The organism is Janthinobacterium sp. SUN120 (assembly GCF_030397735.1).
Classification (GTDB): domain Bacteria; phylum Pseudomonadota; class Gammaproteobacteria; order Burkholderiales; family Burkholderiaceae_D; genus Janthinobacterium; species Janthinobacterium kumbetense.
In genome coordinates this window covers 231,538-248,053 of record NZ_JAPUBW010000002.1, presented here as the reverse complement: position 1 = coordinate 248,053, position 16,516 = coordinate 231,538, and the positions used below count along the sequence as shown (strand labels likewise).

The window sequence follows — 16,516 nt, the reverse complement described above, 5'->3', positions numbered from 1 at the left end:
GCCATGCTTGAGGCGAAGGTTGCGCTGTGCCTGCGCCTGGCCCAGGATGCCCGTGAGCAGGCGGGGCCGCAGCAGGCCGCCACCCTGGCGCGGCTGGAGGAGGAACTGGAGCGGCTGCGCGGCGCCAGCCGGCCCGTGGTGCGCGTGGCGCCCCCCGACGCCTTGCTGGAAATCGATCCCGACGGCTTCTTGATCGGTTGGAACCATGGCGCCGAACAGATGTTCGGCTATTCCGAACTGGAAGCCCTGGGCCAGCACATCCTGTTCCTGTATCCGGAAGACGACGCGGAAGCGAGCGTGCTGGAATTGCATTTCACGCAGGGCGACGTGGCCACCGATGTGCGCCGGCGCAAGAAGTCGGGCATGGTGACGTGGCTGCGCATGCACCGCCACGTGATCCACGACCAGGCGGGCAAGGCGTGCGGCATGGCCGTGCGCCTGTCGGCCATGAGCGAGCCGCTGTCCGACGTGGACAAGGTAAGGTTGCACGCACGCATCATCGAAGACAGCGAGCAAGCCGTGCTGATCACGGATGCGGAAGAGCGCATCGTCTCCATCAACAGTTCCTTCAGCCGCATCACCGGCTATTCGCCGGCCGAAGCCATCGGCCGCACGCCGGACTTGCTGCGCTCGGGCGTGCACGATCCCGATTTCCGCGCCAAGGTGCGCGCCGCGATGCGGGGACACGGCTCCTGGCGCGGCGAAATCATCGGCAAGCGCAAGAATGGCGAACTGTTCCCGCAAGACGTCACCATCAGCGTCGTGCGCGACGAATTCGGCGAAATCAGCCACGTGTTTTCCCTGTTTTCCGATATCTCCGTGCACAAGGATGCCGAGGCGCGCATGCAGCGCATGGCCAACTACGACAGCCTGACGGGCTTGCCCAACCGCTGCCTGCTGAACCAGCTGGTCGACCAGGGCCTGGCCGAGGCGAAACGCCAGGGCACGCATGGCGCGCTGATGGTCATCGACATCAGCCGCATCGGTTCCATCAGCGACACGCTGGGCCATGAAGTGGGCGACCAGCTGGTGATCGCCATCGGCCAGCTGTTCCGCGGCGCCCTGCGCGACGCCGACATCCTGGCGCGCGTCGACAACAGCAAGTTCGTCGTCGCCCTGCTGCACATCGAAAAGCGCGAACACGCGGCGAACGTGGCGCAAAAGCTGCTCAATTTGCTGGAAGCACCGATCAATATCGATGCGCACGCCCTGCACGTAGGCGCCAGCATCGGCATCACCGTGTATCCGGAAGACGGCCTGGAAGCGCCGGCCCTGTTCCGTTTTGCCGACGTGGCCGTGGCCAAGGCGGGGCAGACGATCGAATCGACCTTCCTGTTTTACCGCGAAGACATGAACCGCCGGGCCAAGGAACATTTGCGCCTGGAAAGCGAAATGCGCCTGGCGCTGGGCGACAAGGAACTGGAATTGCATTACCAGCCGAAAGTGAGCCTGGCCAGCGGGCGCATCGTGGGCGCGGAAGCCTTGCTGCGCTGGAAGCATCCGATGCGCGGCATGGTCTCGCCCGGCCTCTTCATCCCCGTCGCCGAGGAAACCAGCCTGATTCTGGAGCTGGGCACCTGGGTGCTGGACGAGGCGTGCCGCCAGATCCGCAGCTGGGAAGACCGCGGCCTGCACATGCCGGCCATCGCCGTCAACCTGTCGGCGCGCCAGTTCGATGAACAGTTGCCGGCGCGCATAGCGGCCGTGCTGGAACGCTACGGTGTGCGGCCCGACCAGATCATGCTGGAAATCACGGAAAGCCTGTTGATGCGCGGTGCCGACAAGGTGATCGACATCATGAACCAGCTGGTGGCCATGGGCCTGGCGCTGGCGCTGGACGACTTCGGCACCGGCTATTCCAGCCTGGCCTACCTGAAGAAATTCCCCATCAGCACCTTGAAAATCGACCGCTCCTTCGTCATCGGCTTGCCCTTCGAGGAAAACGATTGCGCCATCGCCCGCGCCATCGTCACCATGGCGCAGCAGCTGCGCCAGGAAATCGTCGCCGAAGGGGTGGAAACGGCCGAGCAGATGCGCTTCCTGCGCGAACTGGGCTGCGACCAGTTGCAAGGTTATCTGTTCAGCCCGGCCGTGCCGGCGGCCGAATTCGAGCTGATGCTGGGTGAAGGCCGGCAGTTGCGGCTGGAAGAACTGGCGCTCTAAGCGCCACCCAGCTGCACTTTTTCCAGCAGATAATCGAGCATCACGCGCACCCGCGCGGGCACTTGCAAGCCCGGTCCCACGAAGACGGCGTGCACGATTTCCTTGTCGCCCGGGTTGTAGTCCTGCAGCACGGGTATCAAATCGCCTCGCTCAATGTCGCGCAGCACGTGCTGGCGCGAAAAGCGTCCCAGCCCCATGCCGGCCAGCACCAGCTGGCGCACGCTTTCGCCATCGCTGACGCAGGTATTGCCCTGCGGCGCCACTTGCATGGTGTTGCCAGCCTCATCGAGGAAGGGCCAGGTTTCGTTCTGGCAGCGGAAGTTAAACGCCAATAAATTGTGCTGTGACAACTCCTGCGGCGTGCGCGGCAAGCCGTGGCGCGCCGCGTAGGCGGGCGACGCCACGACGACCATCGCGTCTTCGCCCAGTTTGCGCGCCACCAGGTTCGATTCCTTCAGCTTGCCCGTGCGGATGGCGATGTCGGTGCGGTCTTCCAGCAGATCGACGATGGCGTCGCTGACGACGACGTCGAGCACGATGTCGGGATAGCGCTGCGCGAACTCGGGCAGGATGGGCAGCAGATGGCGCACGCCGAACGGCACGAAACAGTTGATGCGCAAGCGCCCGCGCGGCGCGGCGCCCTGCGATGCTTCGCGCTCGGCGCTCTCGATATCGTCGAGGATGCGCTTGCACTGGATAAAGAAGGCGTCGCCCTCGGGCGTGGTGTGCAACTGGCGCGTGCTGCGCTGGAGCAAACGCGCGCCGAGCCGCGCTTCCAGTCGATTGACGAGCTTGCTGACGGCCGACGGCGTCAAGGCCAGGCGGCGCGCGGCGGCGGAAAAGGCGCCCGTTTCCACCACGGCGGCAAACACGGCCATCTCGAACGCGCGGTTGATATCTTGCCTGGCCATTATTGAATCCATTTCACAGGTGTTTCCATTATTGGAGTCTATATCAAAAGCGTTTGCATCGATACACTGGCTGGCTTGAACTCTGCCGGAGAAATACCATGACCACCGCAAACCCTGTTTCCACTTCAGCCAGCAAGATGCCGCCCGGCGTGCTGGCGCTGGCCGTCGGCGCCTTTGCCATCGGCGTGACCGAATTCATCGTCGTCGGCATCTTGCCGACCATCGCGAAAGATTTGCATATTTCCATCGAATCGGCCGGCTCGCTGGTCAGCCTGTATGCGCTGGCGCTGGCCATCGGCACGCCGCTGCTGGTGCTGCTGATGTCGCGCCTGCCGCGCAAGGCTGCCCTGCTGGGGCTGATGAGCGTGTTCCTGGCCGGTAACCTGCTGGCCGCCTTTTCGCACACGTTCGAACTGTTGCTGCTGGGGCGTGTCATCACGGCCGTGGCGCACGGCACGTTCTTTGCCATCGGCGCCACCGTGGCCGCCAGCCTCGTCACCAAGGCGCAGGCGGGCAGGGCGATTTCCGTGATGTTTGCGGGATTGACCCTGGCCATGGTGATCGGCGTGCCGTTCGGCAGTTTCCTCGGCAACTTGATGGGCTGGCGCCTGCCCTTCTTTGCCGTGGTGCTGCTGGCCGCGCTGGGCCTGGCCGCCATGGCGCGCTGGCTGCCGGCCGGTTTGCAGCAAGGCAAGGGCGGCAAGGCCATGACGCAGCTGGCGGCGCTGGGCAGCGGCCCCATCCTGACGATGATGGCGATTACGACGTTTGGCTTTGGCAGCAGCTTTGCCGCGTTCACGTTCATCACGCCAATCCTGACGGATGTGACGGGCTTTTCCGCCACCATGGCCAGCGCCTTGCTGATCGTGTTTGGCGCCGCCACCTTTGCCGGCAACCTGGCGGGCGGCTACCTGACCAGCCACCTGGGCTGGCAAAAGGCCTTGCGCGCGATGCTGCTATTGCTGGCCGTCACGCAAGCGGGCGTGGCGCTGAGCATCAGTTCGCCCTGGATGATGACGGTGATGCTGTTCGTCTGGGGCGTGTTCGCCTTCGGCCTGTCGCCCGCCCTGCAAGCAGGCATGCTGGCCACGGCCGAGCGCTACACGCCGCACGCCGTCGATTTCGCCTCGGGCCTGAACATTTCCGCGTTTAACCTCGGCATTTCCTTCGGTTCCATGCTCGGTGCGCTGATGGTTTCGCGCCAGCTGATGGCGTCGTCGCCGTGGGCCGGCGTGGCCGCCGCGCTGCTGGCCCTGCTGCCGCTGGCCTGGCTGGCGCGCAAGAACCTGGCGTCCCACGTGGCGGGCGCGGCCGCGCACTGAGGTTCAGGTATGCACGGCGACGGCCGGTGCCGGTTTCTTCATGCGCTGCGCCATGTAGGAACTGCCCATCGATGCGGCCATGATCATGGCGATGGCCAGCCATTGCGGCGCGTTCAGCCGTTCGTCGAGCAGGATGAACGCCAGCATGGCGGCCACGGCCGGTTCCATGCTGCTCATGATGCCGAACGCTTGCGGCGTCAGCCGTTTCAGGGCCACCATTTCCAGCGAGATCGGGATGGCGCTGGAAATGAGCGCGACGCCCAGGCCCACGCCCAGCACGACGGGCGAGAGCAGGGCGACGCCGCTGTGCATCACGCCGACGGGCACCACCACCAGCGCGGCCATGGCCAGGCCCAGCGACACGGAATGGCCCGCATGCAAATGGCTGGCGCGCTTGCCGAAGACGATGTACGAAGCCCAGCAGACGGCCGCGCCCAGGGCGAACAGCACGCCCGTGGGATCGAGATTGCTGACGTCGTGACCCAGCGGCAACAGCAGCGCCAGTCCCGCCACGGCCAGGGCCACCCAGACGAAGTCGAGCGGGCGGCGCGAGGCCAGCAGCGCCACGGCCAGCGGGCCGGAAAATTCGATGGCGACGGCGATGCCGAACGGTATCGTGCGCAAGGCCATGTAGAAGCACAGGTTCGTCAGCCCCAGCGCCGCGCCGTACAGGGCCACCGTGCGCAGGTCGGCGCGGCTCAGCTGCCAGCGCCACGGGCGCCAGAACAGCAACAGCAGCAGGGCGGAAAAGCCCACGCGCACGGCCGTCGTGCCTTGCGCGCCCACCAGCGGGAACAGGCTGTGCTTGGCCCACGACGTGCCCAGTCCCAGGCAGGTGACGGAGCCGAGGATGGCCAGCAGGGGAATCAAGGAGGAATAGCGGCGTAATGGCATGGTGATAAATGGCTTGATATCGAAGTGGTGAAAGTTTATTGTGTCTGCTCCGATATTTGCACTGCATTTTGACCTTTATGACGCAACTTTCGCTCACGCCTGCTGTCGCCCTCGACGCCTTCGACCTGGCCATCCTCGATATCTTGCAGCGCGATAACACGACCTCGCAGCGCGAAATCGCCCAGGCCGTGCACTTGTCCGCGCCGGCCGTGCAGCGGCGCATCCGCCGCCTGCGCGAGAGCGGCGTGATCCGCAACGAGGTGGCCGTGCTCGACGCGAGCCGCCTGGGCCGCCCGCTGATACTGACGGTGGAAGTGCATTTGCACGACGAGCATCCGCTGCGCACGGCCGGCATGCGCGCGCGCATCATGGCCGAACCCGCCATCCAGCAGTGCTACGGCATCACGGGCGAGGCCGATTACCTGCTGGTCATCACGGCCAGCAGCATGGCCGAATACGAGGCGCTGACGGAACGCCTGTTTGGCGGCGACGACAATATCCGGCGCTACCGCACGTCGGTGGCCTTGACTTGCCTCAAGATGGGCTTGCACGTGCCGCTGACATAGAACAAGGGCCAGGCAGATGACGCTCTCCAGCAAGAAGCAAGCGGCCGTGCTGGCCGCCATGCCCGCCAGCATGCGCGCCGCCGTGGCAGGGTACGACTGGGCGCGCGACAGCGTCGGTGAGTCGGACGCTGCCGTCTACCGCTTGCAGGGCAGGGATGGCGCGCCGGACCTGTTCCTCAAACACGGCACGGGTGCCGCCGCTGCCGAGCTCGCCGACGAACTGGCGCGCCTGCGCTGGCTGGCGCAGTACCTGTCCGTGCCGGCCGTGGCGCAATTTGCCCGCGCGGCAGCACCGGACCAGGCATGGCTGCTGACGGCGGCCCTGCCGGGCAACACGGCGTGCCAGGTGCTGGAAGACAATCCTGCGTTGGGTCCCGCCGTGGCCGACGCGCTGGCGGCCTTCCTGCGCCGCCTGCACGTGCTTCCCGTCAACGACTGCCCATTCGACGCCGGCCATGCCGTGCGGCTGGTCCAGGCGCGCCGGCGCATCGATGCGGGCTTCGTCGATGCCGGCGATTTCGATGCCGAGCGGGAAGGCTGGACGGCGCAGCAAGTGTGGCTGGCGCTGCAAGACTACCTGCCGCTCACCCCCGACCTCGTCGTCACGCATGGCGATTTTTCGCTGGAAAATATCCTGATGCACGATGGCGCCGTCGTCGGCTGCCTCGACGTGGGCCGGGCGGGCGTTGCCGACCGTTATCAGGACCTGGCCATCGTTTGGCGTGCTCTTGGTGAGTTGGACGCCGCGCTACCGCCAAGGTTTGTTCAGCAATATGGGATCGTTGATATCGATCAAGGCAAGCTGCAATTCCATCTGCTGCTCGACGAGCTGTTTTGAATGCTGGCAGTCATCACGGCTCTTCGCGCTCCGCGTCGCGTTCGCGGCAACTCAAGGAGGCGTAATGGCCCTTGGGCAGCGTGGCCTGGATGGCCACTTCGCGCAGGTTTTTCCGGATATCGACGGGGTCGGTCAGGGTGCAGCGCTGGGCGCGGGCGAACGCTTGCAGCTTTTGCGTGCTGCCGTTTACCTTTACCGTCACGCCGGCCCCGGGGCTGACGCAGCAGCCTATGTATTGCGTGATGTATTCCTCTTCGATGAGCACCAGTTCGTGTCCCATGAAGCTGGCCGGTTTCTTGAGCAGGTAATAATCCGTGTAGTCGAAGCGCTGGTTGGGGCGCTTGCCGATAAAACCTTCGCGCATGTAGGCGGCGATGGCCTTGCCGGAGGTGCCCACTCGCTGCGTCGTGCCCTTTTTCAGGTGCAGCGCATTGATCAGGCCGTTTTCGAGTCCCCCATCGGCAGCGGCAGCAGATGCTGCAGCGGCGGCGCTGGCGCAAGTGGCGGCGGCGAGCAGAAGAGCTCCGAGCAGGCGGCGGGTGCGGTATTCAGGCATGGGAATGATTTCTTGCATATATTTCACGCGTAGAGGAGAAGAAGCGCAGTGTAGCCCACGCCGGCCTGGGCGCGTGGCACAATGCGTGTTCCGCATGCCACTCACCCCAGGACTTTCATGACCCGCGCCATCCTTGACCAAGCCCAGATCCATCCCGCTGCCCGCCCTTTGATCGGCAGCAAGCACAAGGACATCGTGCGCGAAGTGCAGGCGGCCATCGCCGCGCACCAGGTGGTCGTCGTCGGCATGGCGCTCAATCCGTTTCCGCGCAAGGCGCGCAAGATCCTCGACGTGCTGGGCACGCCCTACCAGTACCTGCAATACGGCAGCTATTTGAACCAGTGGCACCGCCGCAATGCCCTCAAGATGTGGACGGGCTGGCCCACGTTCCCCATGGTCTTTGTCAACGGCGTGCTCATCGGTGGCGCCAGCGAGCTGCACAAGCTCGTGGAAAATGGCGAGTTCAGCGCCATGCTGGCAAAGAAAGTGCGCGAGTTTTAAGCGCTGTCTTACTCGCCCGGCCGCCACGGCGACTTGCGCGTGCGCAAGGGGTCGAGCAAGCTGCGCAGATCGTTGTGGTCGAGCTCGTACATCAGCGCAATGAGACTGCCCAGTTCGCCCGAGGGAAAGCCCTCGCGCGCGAACCAGCCCAGGTAGTGGCCCGGCAAGTCGGCCAGCAAGCGTCCCTGATATTTCCCATATGGCATTTCGCGCGTGACCAGCAGCGCCAGTTTTTCTGAATTCATGGTGGTGACCCCGTGTGGATGCGGCCAGTGTAGCAGACCGCTCTATTGTTGAGCTGTGCGCAACTATCTTCTGCCTGATGAGGTATTTTTCGAAACAAAGAAAACCCCGATACTGCATGCCAACATCATTTATCGGAGTTTGCCATGCCCATTGCCTTGCTCGCGCTGACCCTCAGCGCATTTGCCATCGGAACCACGGAGTTTGTCATCGTCGGGCTGTTGCCCACCATCGCCGCGGACCTGGGCGTCAACCTGCCATCGGCCGGCTTGCTGGTCAGCCTGTATGCGCTGGGCGTCGCCGTCGGTGCGCCCGTGCTGACTGCCCTGACGGGCAAGATCCCGCGCAAGACCTTGCTGCTCTCGCTGATGGTCTTGTTCACTCTGGGTAACTTGCTGGCCTGGAAATCGCCGGGCTACGAAACCCTCGTCATCGCCCGCATCCTGACGGGGCTGGCGCATGGCGTCTTCTTTTCCATCGGCTCGACCATCGCCACGTCCCTGGTGCCGAAAGACAAGGCGGCCAGCGCGATTGCCATCATGTTTACGGGCTTGACCGTGGCCCTGGTGACGGGCGTGCCGCTGGGCACCTTCATCGGCCAGCATTTCGGCTGGCGCGAAACTTTCCTCGCCGTTTCGGCGCTGGGCTTGATCGCCTTTGTCGGCAGCCTGCTGTACGTGCCATCGACCATCAAGCACAGCAAACCGGCCTCGCTGCTGCAGCAAGTGCAGGTGCTGGGCCAGCCGCGCCTGCTGCTGGTGTACGCCATGACGGCCGTCGGCTATGGCGGCTCCTTCATCGCCTTCACCTATCTGGCGCCGATTCTGCAGCAAGTGTCGGGTTTCAGCGCCGGCGCCGTGGGCGTGGTGATGCTCGTGTATGGCGTCTCCGTGGCGTTCGGCAATATCTGGGGCGGCAAGCTGGCCGACAAGAAAGGCCCTGTCAGCGCACTGAAACTGATCTTCCTGCTGCTGGCGGCCGTCTTGTTGCTGTTGACCTTCACGGCGCCGCATCCCGTGCTCGTCGTCATCACCGTGCTGCTGTGGGGCGCCGTGGCCTTCGGTAACGTGGCTGGTTTGCAAGTGTATGTCGTGCAGCAAGCGGAACACTTCACGCCGCGCGCCGTCGACGTGGCGTCCGGCCTGAATATCGCCGCCTTCAATCTGGGCATCGCCGGCGGCGCCTGGGGTGGCGGCCTCATCGTGGAACACCTGGGCCTCGTGCACACGGGCTGGATCGGCGCCCTCGTCGTGCTGGGCGCATTCGGCTTGACGGCCTTGAGCGGCCGCCTGGACCGGTTGAACCCGATCTCCGTGCGGCCCGCTGGCGCAAAAGCGATGCGGGCGACGGGGCATTGAGAAGCGGGGCGTCCGCCTGGCGTCGCTTCCACGGTGCAGCTTGCCTGTAATCAAGCTGAAATATTTGTCGTTTATGCTCCGGCCTCGTATTCCAGCAGGTCTGTCCCACGATATTTATTTATAACGGAAGAAACAAAAAATGTCGAATTACGCCCCTGAGTCCTCACGCCGCCGCCTGTTGCAACTGTTTGCCGGTGCCCCCATGCTGCCTTTGGCCGGCTTGACCGGCGTCAGCGCTTTTCTGTCCGGTTGTGGCGGCAGTTCGGACAACGACCTGCCACCGGTGACGCCGCCAGTCACGCCCACCGCGACGTTTACCACGGCGGAATTCACCGGCATGGCCGCGCCATTGGCGAGTTCGCCTGCCGCGCTGGCCACGACCACCGTCGGCTCCAAGCTCAAGGTCAATTTCAGCGATGGCAGCAGCAACAGCTATAACCTGGCGTACCAGCCTTTCTTCCTGACGGGCGACCGGGTGCCGGACGGCAAGGGCGGTACCGTGATCGCGGGCGGCTACTTCGACATCAAGAACCAGCCCATCATCGACAGTTCGGTGCCGGGCAAGGAACGTCAGTTCTTCTCGGATTCGCCGGACGGCAGCTCGATGCTGACGGTGGCCAACGCCAGCGTGAGCGGCGTCAAGGGCAAGCCGGTGTTTGCCGTGGTGCAATTTGAATACAACTCGCTGAACCAGGCCGGCGCTTCCACCTACGGCACGCTGCCGTCGCCGATCGCCGTACTGAGCCTGGACCAGGACCAGACCACCGGCAAGCTGTCGCTGGTGAAATACCACAACGTCGATACCTCGCTGGTGAAGGGCCTGTGGATTACCTGCGGCGCCAGCCTGTCGCCGTGGAATACCCATCTGTCGAGCGAAGAGTACGAACCCGACGCCTTCGACCAGGGCCTGGGCGGCCAGACCTTGGCCGTGCTCAAGGAATTCAGCAAGAACGTCTTCGGCGATACGACGACCGCCAATCCGTACGACTACGGCCACCTGCCGGAAGTGTCCGTCAACCCGGACGGCACCGGCAGCATCAAGAAGCACTATTGCCTGGGCCGCTACTCGCGCGAACTGGTGCAGGTGATGCCGGACCAGCGCACCATTCTGGGCGGCGACGACTATACGAATGGCGGGCTGTTCATGTTCGTGGCCGACAAGGTCGCCGACCTGGCCGCAGGCGGCACCCTGTACGTCGCCAAATACACGACCCAGCTGACCGAGACCACCACCGGCAAGCTGCAATGGGTCAAGCTGGGCCATGCGACGCACGCCGAGATCAAGGCGCTGGTCGACGGCGGCATCAAGGCCACCGACATCATGGATTCGACCCTGGCCGATCCGTCCGACGCCAGCTACACGAAGATCGTGCTGAACAAGAAAACCGCCTGGGTCAGGGTCAAGGCCGGCCAGGAAAAAGCCGCCGCCTTCCTGGAAACCCACCGCTACGCGGCCCTGAAGGGCGGCAGCATGGCCTTTACCAAGAACGAGGGCACGACGGTCAACGCCAAGGACAAGATTGCCTACTCGGCGTATGCCAACATCCAGGATTCGATGGTCGAAGGCGGTTCGGGCTACGTGGCCGGCCACAACGTCAAGTTCAAGAAACTGGTGGCGGGCGCCGTCGTGTCGCACAAGCTGACGGGCGGACAGAAGGATGACACGGGCGCGGCGATCGACAGCGAATGGGTGCCAAGCGAGTCGACCCTGCTGATCGCAGGCGAAGACATCGCGGCCGATGGCCTGGGCAACACGGCCAACCCGGCCAAGATCGCCAGCCCCGACAACCTGAAGTTCTCGGAAAAACTGCGCACCCTGTTCATCGGCGAGGACAGCGGCAACCACCTGAACAACTTCCTGTGGGCGTACAACGTCGATACCAAGAAGCTGGAGCGCTTGCTGTCGTGCCCGGCCGGCGCGGAATCGACGGGCCTGCATGCGGTCGATGAAATCAATGGCTGGACCTATGTGATGAGCAACTTCCAGCATCCGGGCGACGAGTGGAGCCGCTTCCCCGCCTTGCCGTCCGCGCTGAAGGACCAGATCAACATCATCATCAACACCAACTACAACAGCAAGGCCAGCGGTGCTGTCGGCTACCTGACGGCGGAACTGGCGCAGGTGAAACTGTCGAAGTGATGCGCGTCAGCTGACGCCGCAGCGGGCACGCAGGGCAGGGAGGCGCAGGCCTTCCCTGCCGGTACGTGCCCCTCGCCATCCGCTCCGTCCCTCGACCCGGGTGACGGGGCGTTTGGCGTGGCGGCGTCCGGCGGACGGCTAACTTGCTGGCAGAAAACAGCAAAACGGGGGAAAATGGCGTTTCCCTCCCTTTAGCGTCCCCCATCATGTCCGATATTGCAGCTTCGCCGCCAGGCCTGCGCGCCGCCATCAATCCGAAACCGCTGGGCGTCGCCCTGTTGCTCATCCTGATCGGTGCGTGGTACCTGGCGCACACCGTCGGCATCAACCAGGCCGCGCTGTACGTGGTGGGCGCCTTGCTCGGCATTACCCTGTATCACGCGGCTTTCGGTTTCACGTCCGCCTGGCGCGTCTTCATCGCCGATGGCCGCGGCGATGGCTTGCGCGCGCAAATGCTGATGCTGGCCGTGGGCGTGGCGCTGTTTTTCCCCGCGCTGTCGGCCGGCACCCTGTTCGGCACGCCCGTTGCGGGCCTCGTTTCTCCCGCCGGCACGTCCGTCATCTTCGGCGCCTTCATCTTCGGCATCGGCATGCAGCTGGGCGGCGGTTGCGCGTCCGGCACCTTGTATACAGTCGGTGGGGGCAGCACGCGCATGCTCATCACCCTGGCCGCCTTCATCGTCGGCTCCGTGATCGGCACGGCGCACATGCCGTTCTGGACGGCGCTGCCGCAGCTCAAGCCGATTTCCCTCGTCACGACCCTGGGCCTGGCGCCCGCGCTGGCGCTGAACTGGATCGTCTTCGCCTTGATCGCCGCCATCACGGTCTTCGTTGAAAAGCGCCGCCATGGCAAGCTCGTCGCCACACCCCTGCGCCCGGCGCAGGCGTCGCCCTGGCTGCACGGCCCGTGGCCGCTGGTGGCGGGCGCCGTTGCGCTTGTCGTGCTGAACTTCGCCACCCTGGCGCTGTCGGGCAAGCCGTGGGGCGTGACGTCCGCGTTCGCCCTGTGGGGTGCGAAAGCGGCGTCCGTGGTCGGCATCGACACGGCCAGCTGGGCTTACTGGTCCACCAAGGCGAATGCCGCCGCCCTGGCCGCGCCATTGACGCAAGACAAGACTTCCGTGATGGATATCGGTATCGTGCTCGGCGCCATGCTGGCGGCGGCGCTGGCCGGCCGTTACGCGCCCGTGTGGCGCATCCCGCGTCGCTCGCTGATCGCCGCCATCGTCGGCGGCTTGCTGCTCGGCTACGGCGCGCGCCTGGCCTACGGCTGCAATATCGGCGCGTATTTCAGCGGCATCGTCTCGGGCAGCTTGCACGGCTGGCTGTGGCTGGTGTGCGCCTTCCTGGGCAACGTCATCGGCACGCGCTTGCGTCCGTGGTTCGGCCTGGAAGTGGAAAAAGTCAAACCGACCGGCTGCTGACGCCGGCGTCAACAGGGGCTTTGCTGTATATTTCTGCCCCTGTTCACCTTTGCCGCCAGCGCAACATCCATGTCCCCAGTCATCCTGTTTGCCGTCGTCCTCGCGTATTTCCTGATCTTGCTGGGCGTGGCGTGGCGCACCTCGCGCCATGCCACCAACGACAGTTTCTTCATCGGCAACAAGGACAGCAACTGGATGCTGGTGGCCTTCGGCATGGTGGGCACGACCTTGACGGGCGTGACCTTCATCAGCGTGCCCGGCGCCGTGGGCAGCAACGGCTTCGGCTATATCCAGCTGATGCTCGGCTATGTGCTCGGTTACCTGGCCATCACCTTCATCTTGCTGCCGCTGTACTACCGGCTGCAGCTCACATCGATTTACCGCTACCTGGAATTGCGTCTGGGGCGGCGCTCCTACCAGAGCGGGGCGGCGTTTTTCATCGTCTCGCGCCTGCTGGGCGCCACGGCGCGGCTGTATCTGGTGGTCAATATCCTACAGGCAACTATTCTCGACAGTTTCGGCGTGCCGTTCTGGCTGACGGCGTGCGTCGTGCTGCTGCTGATCCTGCTGTACACGTATGAAGGGGGCGTCAAGACCATCGTCTGGACCGATACCCTGCAAACGGCGTGCATGCTGGCCGGTCTCGTCATCTGCAGCGTGTTTTTGCTGCGCCAGATGGACTTGTCCCTCGTCGACAGCCTCGAGCGCATGCGCGCGCAAGGCCTCACGCGCATGTTTACCACCGACCCGGACAGCCCTGCCTACGTCTGGAAGCATATTCTTGCCGGCATGTTCATCACGGTCGCCATGACGGGCATGGACCAGGAAATGATGCAAAAGAACATCTCCGTGCGCACCTTGCGCGACTCGCAAAAGAATATGCTCAGCCTGACCGTGGTGCTGACCGGCGTGCTGCTGTTGTTCCTCTTCCTCGGCGGCTTGCTGCACCTGTACGCGCCGCTGGCCGGCGTGACGGCCACAGGCGACAAATTGTTCCCCGCCGTGGTGCTCGGGCACTTTCCTGCCGTGGTGCAGCTGATCTTCTTCATCGCCCTCATTTCCGCCCTGTTTCCCAGCGTGGACGGGGCGCTCACGGCCTTGACGTCCACCTTCTGCATCGACATCCTGGGCTTGCAGCGGCGGCAGGATTTGAGCCCGGCCGTGCAGATGCGCTGGCGCCGCAAGGTACACCTGGGCTTTGCGGCCCTGTTCTTGATCCTGATCATGGCCTTCAAGTGGCTCGATGATCCCAGCATGATAGGCGTGATCCTGAAGCTGGCCAGCTATACCTACGGTCCGCTGCTGGGCTTGTTCGCCTTCGGCCTGCTGAGCCGGCGCGGCGTGCGCGACCGCTGGGTGCCTTTGGTGGCCGTGGCCGGGCCGCTGCTGTGCGCGCTCATCGAGCAGGAGCAGGCGCTGCTGTTCGCGCATTACCGCCTCGGCCTGGAATTGCTGATACTGAACGGTTCCCTCGTGCTGGGCGGCCTGTTCCTCATTTCCACGCCGCCAGGGCAGGGCGCCCAGGGCGCGCAATACTTGTCAAAATAAGACGAATCCCAAGGCGATCGCGGCCATTTTCAGCTATATTGATTTCCTTTAGGTACATAACCTCACGGAGCATCAATGTCACTCAATCCCTTCCCGCCGCTGCGCCGCGGTTTTGGCGCATTCTGGCGCGCGCTGGACGCCACCCGCCGCGCGGTCATCAATCTGATTTTCCTGCTGATCGTCATCGCCATCCTGATCGCCATCTTTGGCGGCGGCGCCAAGCCCCTGGCGGAAAAGACCACGCTGGTGCTGGACTTGCAAGGCCCGCTGGTCGAGGAAACTCCGGGCGGCGTGCGCGAAGCGGTGCTGGCCAATGTCAGCGGCGAAGTCAAGAAGAACGTGCAGCTGCGCGACGTGCTGGCCGTGCTCGACACGGCGGCCAAGGACAAGAACATCGGTTCCATGGTCATCCTGCTCGACGAGTTGCAGGGCGGCGGCCTCGCTTCCCTGCGCGAAGTGGCGGCCGGCGTGGAACGCTTCCGCGCCACGGGCAAGAAAGTGACGGCCTGGGGTTCCAGCTACAACCAGCGCCAGTACCTGGTGGCGGTCAAGGCCGACGAGGTCTTCCTGCACCCGATGGGCGGCGTCATGCTGGAAGGCTTTGGCCGCTACCGCAATTACTACCGCGATGCGCTCGACAAGGTCGGCGTGACGGTCAACCTGCTGAAAGTGGGCACGTACAAGAGTGCGGCCGAGCCTTTCATCGCCAACGGCCCGTCCGAAGCGGCTGCCGAAGCGGACCGCTACCTGAACAACGGCCTGTGGACCACCTACACGACGGACGTGGAAAAGGCGCGCAAGCTGCCGGCCGGCGCCATCATGCAATCGATCGATGCGCTGCCGGCGCTGATGACGGCGGCCGGCGGCGACCTGGGCAAGCTGTCGCTGGACGCCAAGCTGGTCGACGGCCTGAAGACGCGCGACGAACTGCGCCAGTTCATGATGGCGCGCGGCGCGAAGAACACGGAAGGCACGAATTTCCGCCAGGTGAACTACACCGACTACCTGGCGCGCCTGCGCCCCGTGCACATCGGCGACGCCGTCGGCGTGGTCATCGCCTCCGGTGAAATCGGCGACGGCATCGCGCCACCGGGCGCCATCGGCGGCCTGTCCACCTCGCGTCTGATCCGCCAGGCGCGCGAAGACAAGTCGATCAAGGCCGTCGTGCTGCGCGTCGATTCGCCGGGCGGCAGCGCCTTCGGCTCGGAATTGATCCGCCGCGAACTGGAGCTGACGCGCGCCGCCGGCAAGCCGGTGGTCGTCTCGATGGGCAACGTGGCCGCTTCCGGCGGCTACTGGATCAGCACCTCGTCCGACGAAGTCATCGCCGACGCGGCCACCATCACCGGTTCCATCGGCGTGTTCGCGATTTTGCCGACGGCCGACAAGGTGGTGGAAAAGCTGGGCATCCACACGGCCGGCTCGCCGACCACCTGGCTGGCCGACGCGGGCAACCCTTTGCGTCCGCTCGACCCCCGCTTTGCGCAAGTGATCCAGGGTTCGATCAACCACGTGTATGGCGACTTCCTGAACCTGGCCGCCAAGGCGCGCAAGACGACGCCGGAAAAGATCAATGAAGTGGCGCAGGGCCGTGTCTGGACGGGCTTGCAGGCGAAAGAGCGCAACCTGGTCGACCGCATCGGCAGCTACGGCGATGCGCTGGCGTCGGCCGCCAAGCGCGCCAACCTGGGCGCCGACTACCGCGTCACGTACCTGGAGCAGGAAACGTCGAACGTGGACCGCCTGATCGGCATGTTCGGCTCCAAGGCCATGGCCTCGCTGGGGCTGGGCGAACACGTGAAACTGGGCCTGGCCGGCACGGGCTTGCCGGCCGACGCGGCGCTGGGCATGGCGCAGGACCTGAGCTGGCTGTCGGGCATCACGCGTGAGCACAAACCGTTCATGGCCCTCACGCACTGCCTGTGCGAAGTGCCCCTGGGCGGCAAGTAACACCTGACCAAATCTACTGCGCTCGATGATTTGCGGCCTGCGATGCTCACTGTGCTCAAGCACAGCTCCGCTTCTCGGTCACAACTCATCTTCGCTCGCTAC

At 64.5% G+C, this 16,516-nt stretch carries 14 protein-coding genes; 10 read left to right on the top strand and 4 right to left on the bottom strand.

The window, feature by feature from the left end:
* The first annotated feature begins 3 nt into the window (after nucleotides 1-3).
* Nucleotides 4-2,163 (top strand): EAL domain-containing protein, encoded by a 2,160-nt coding sequence (locus tag O0879_RS10785; RefSeq protein WP_251351451.1) that lies wholly within the window; start codon nucleotides 4-6, stop codon nucleotides 2,161-2,163.
* Here the strand turns inward: O0879_RS10785 and O0879_RS10780 are convergent.
* Nucleotides 2,160-3,074, bottom strand: coding sequence for a LysR family transcriptional regulator (locus O0879_RS10780; RefSeq protein WP_289916407.1), 915 nt, complete (start codon nucleotides 3,072-3,074; stop codon nucleotides 2,160-2,162). The two genes, O0879_RS10785 and O0879_RS10780, sit on opposite strands and share 4 nt — an antisense overlap.
* Before the next feature lie 98 nt (nucleotides 3,075-3,172).
* Here O0879_RS10780 and O0879_RS10775 point away from each other — a divergent pair, with 98 nt between their 5' ends.
* Nucleotides 3,173-4,396, top strand: coding sequence for an MFS transporter (locus O0879_RS10775; protein ID WP_289910788.1), 1,224 nt, complete (start codon nucleotides 3,173-3,175; stop codon nucleotides 4,394-4,396).
* Nucleotides 4,397-4,399: 3 nt separating this feature from the next.
* On the opposite strand, the gene O0879_RS10770 is transcribed toward O0879_RS10775, so the two are convergent.
* Nucleotides 4,400-5,290: a DMT family transporter gene (locus O0879_RS10770; RefSeq protein WP_289916406.1), complete on the bottom strand. Its 891-nt coding sequence runs from the start codon at nucleotides 5,288-5,290 to the stop codon at nucleotides 4,400-4,402.
* Between the two features lie 77 nt (nucleotides 5,291-5,367).
* Here O0879_RS10770 and O0879_RS10765 point away from each other — a divergent pair, with 77 nt between their 5' ends.
* Nucleotides 5,368-5,856, top strand: coding sequence for an Lrp/AsnC family transcriptional regulator (locus O0879_RS10765; RefSeq protein WP_077406995.1), 489 nt, complete (start codon nucleotides 5,368-5,370; stop codon nucleotides 5,854-5,856).
* Nucleotides 5,857-5,872: 16 nt separating this feature from the next.
* Nucleotides 5,873-6,694: an APH(3')-I family aminoglycoside O-phosphotransferase gene (locus O0879_RS10760; protein ID WP_289916405.1), complete on the top strand. Its 822-nt coding sequence runs from the start codon at nucleotides 5,873-5,875 to the stop codon at nucleotides 6,692-6,694.
* Nucleotides 6,695-6,707: 13 nt separating this feature from the next.
* Here the strand turns inward: O0879_RS10760 and O0879_RS10755 are convergent, their stop codons facing one another.
* Nucleotides 6,708-7,250 carry a hypothetical protein gene (locus O0879_RS10755; protein WP_289916404.1) on the bottom strand — a complete coding sequence of 181 codons (543 nt, stop codon included), beginning with the start codon at nucleotides 7,248-7,250 and terminating at the stop codon, nucleotides 6,708-6,710.
* A 117-nt stretch (nucleotides 7,251-7,367) separates the two neighbouring features.
* Between O0879_RS10755 and O0879_RS10750 the strand changes: the two genes are divergently transcribed.
* On the top strand, nucleotides 7,368-7,751 hold the full coding sequence (locus O0879_RS10750; protein ID WP_251351461.1) for a glutaredoxin: 384 nt from the start codon (nucleotides 7,368-7,370) through the stop codon (nucleotides 7,749-7,751).
* An 8-nt stretch (nucleotides 7,752-7,759) separates the two neighbouring features.
* Here O0879_RS10750 and O0879_RS10745 read toward each other — a convergent pair whose 3' ends face one another.
* Nucleotides 7,760-7,996, bottom strand: a complete 237-nt coding sequence (locus tag O0879_RS10745; RefSeq protein ID WP_034749909.1) for a DUF3820 family protein — start codon at nucleotides 7,994-7,996, stop codon at nucleotides 7,760-7,762.
* A 144-nt stretch (nucleotides 7,997-8,140) separates the two neighbouring features.
* Between O0879_RS10745 and O0879_RS10740 the strand changes: the two genes are divergently transcribed.
* The 5 genes from O0879_RS10740 (at nucleotide 8,141) to sppA (ending at nucleotide 16,414) form a co-directional block, all read left to right on the top strand.
* Nucleotides 8,141-9,352, top strand: a complete 1,212-nt coding sequence (locus tag O0879_RS10740; protein WP_289916403.1) for an MFS transporter — start codon at nucleotides 8,141-8,143, stop codon at nucleotides 9,350-9,352.
* Between the two features lie 139 nt (nucleotides 9,353-9,491).
* Entirely contained in the window at nucleotides 9,492-11,492 is a 2,001-nt protein-coding gene (locus O0879_RS10735; RefSeq protein WP_289916402.1) for an alkaline phosphatase PhoX, read from the top strand.
* Between the two features lie 206 nt (nucleotides 11,493-11,698).
* On the top strand, nucleotides 11,699-12,916 hold the full coding sequence (locus tag O0879_RS10730) for a YeeE/YedE family protein (protein WP_289916401.1): 1,218 nt from the start codon (nucleotides 11,699-11,701) through the stop codon (nucleotides 12,914-12,916).
* A gap of 69 nt (nucleotides 12,917-12,985) precedes the next feature.
* Nucleotides 12,986-14,464 carry a sodium:solute symporter gene (locus O0879_RS10725; RefSeq protein ID WP_289916400.1) on the top strand — a complete coding sequence of 493 codons (1,479 nt, stop codon included), beginning with the start codon at nucleotides 12,986-12,988 and terminating at the stop codon, nucleotides 14,462-14,464.
* Between the two features lie 75 nt (nucleotides 14,465-14,539).
* On the top strand, nucleotides 14,540-16,414 hold the full coding sequence (sppA, locus tag O0879_RS10720; protein WP_099667188.1) for a signal peptide peptidase SppA: 1,875 nt from the start codon (nucleotides 14,540-14,542) through the stop codon (nucleotides 16,412-16,414).
* Nucleotides 16,415-16,516 lie beyond the last annotated feature (102 nt).

Coding starts and splice junctions, on each gene's coding strand:
- O0879_RS10775 (WP_289910788.1), top strand. CDS start 3,173: ATGACCACCGCAAACCCTGTTTCCACTTCAGCCAGCAAGATGCCGCCC.
- O0879_RS10760 (WP_289916405.1), top strand. CDS start 5,873: ATGACGCTCTCCAGCAAGAAGCAAGCGGCCGTGCTGGCCGCCATGCCC.
- O0879_RS10755 (WP_289916404.1), bottom strand. CDS start 7,250: ATGCCTGAATACCGCACCCGCCGCCTGCTCGGAGCTCTTCTGCTCGCC.
- O0879_RS10740 (WP_289916403.1), top strand. CDS start 8,141: ATGCCCATTGCCTTGCTCGCGCTGACCCTCAGCGCATTTGCCATCGGA.
- O0879_RS10745 (WP_034749909.1), bottom strand. CDS start 7,996: ATGAATTCAGAAAAACTGGCGCTGCTGGTCACGCGCGAAATGCCATAT.
- O0879_RS10785 (WP_251351451.1), top strand. CDS start 4: ATGCTTGAGGCGAAGGTTGCGCTGTGCCTGCGCCTGGCCCAGGATGCC.
- O0879_RS10765 (WP_077406995.1), top strand. CDS start 5,368: ATGACGCAACTTTCGCTCACGCCTGCTGTCGCCCTCGACGCCTTCGAC.
- O0879_RS10780 (WP_289916407.1), bottom strand. CDS start 3,074: ATGGCCAGGCAAGATATCAACCGCGCGTTCGAGATGGCCGTGTTTGCC.
- O0879_RS10735 (WP_289916402.1), top strand. CDS start 9,492: ATGTCGAATTACGCCCCTGAGTCCTCACGCCGCCGCCTGTTGCAACTG.
- O0879_RS10725 (WP_289916400.1), top strand. CDS start 12,986: ATGTCCCCAGTCATCCTGTTTGCCGTCGTCCTCGCGTATTTCCTGATC.
- O0879_RS10770 (WP_289916406.1), bottom strand. CDS start 5,290: ATGCCATTACGCCGCTATTCCTCCTTGATTCCCCTGCTGGCCATCCTC.
- sppA (WP_099667188.1), top strand. CDS start 14,540: ATGTCACTCAATCCCTTCCCGCCGCTGCGCCGCGGTTTTGGCGCATTC.
- O0879_RS10750 (WP_251351461.1), top strand. CDS start 7,368: ATGACCCGCGCCATCCTTGACCAAGCCCAGATCCATCCCGCTGCCCGC.
- O0879_RS10730 (WP_289916401.1), top strand. CDS start 11,699: ATGTCCGATATTGCAGCTTCGCCGCCAGGCCTGCGCGCCGCCATCAAT.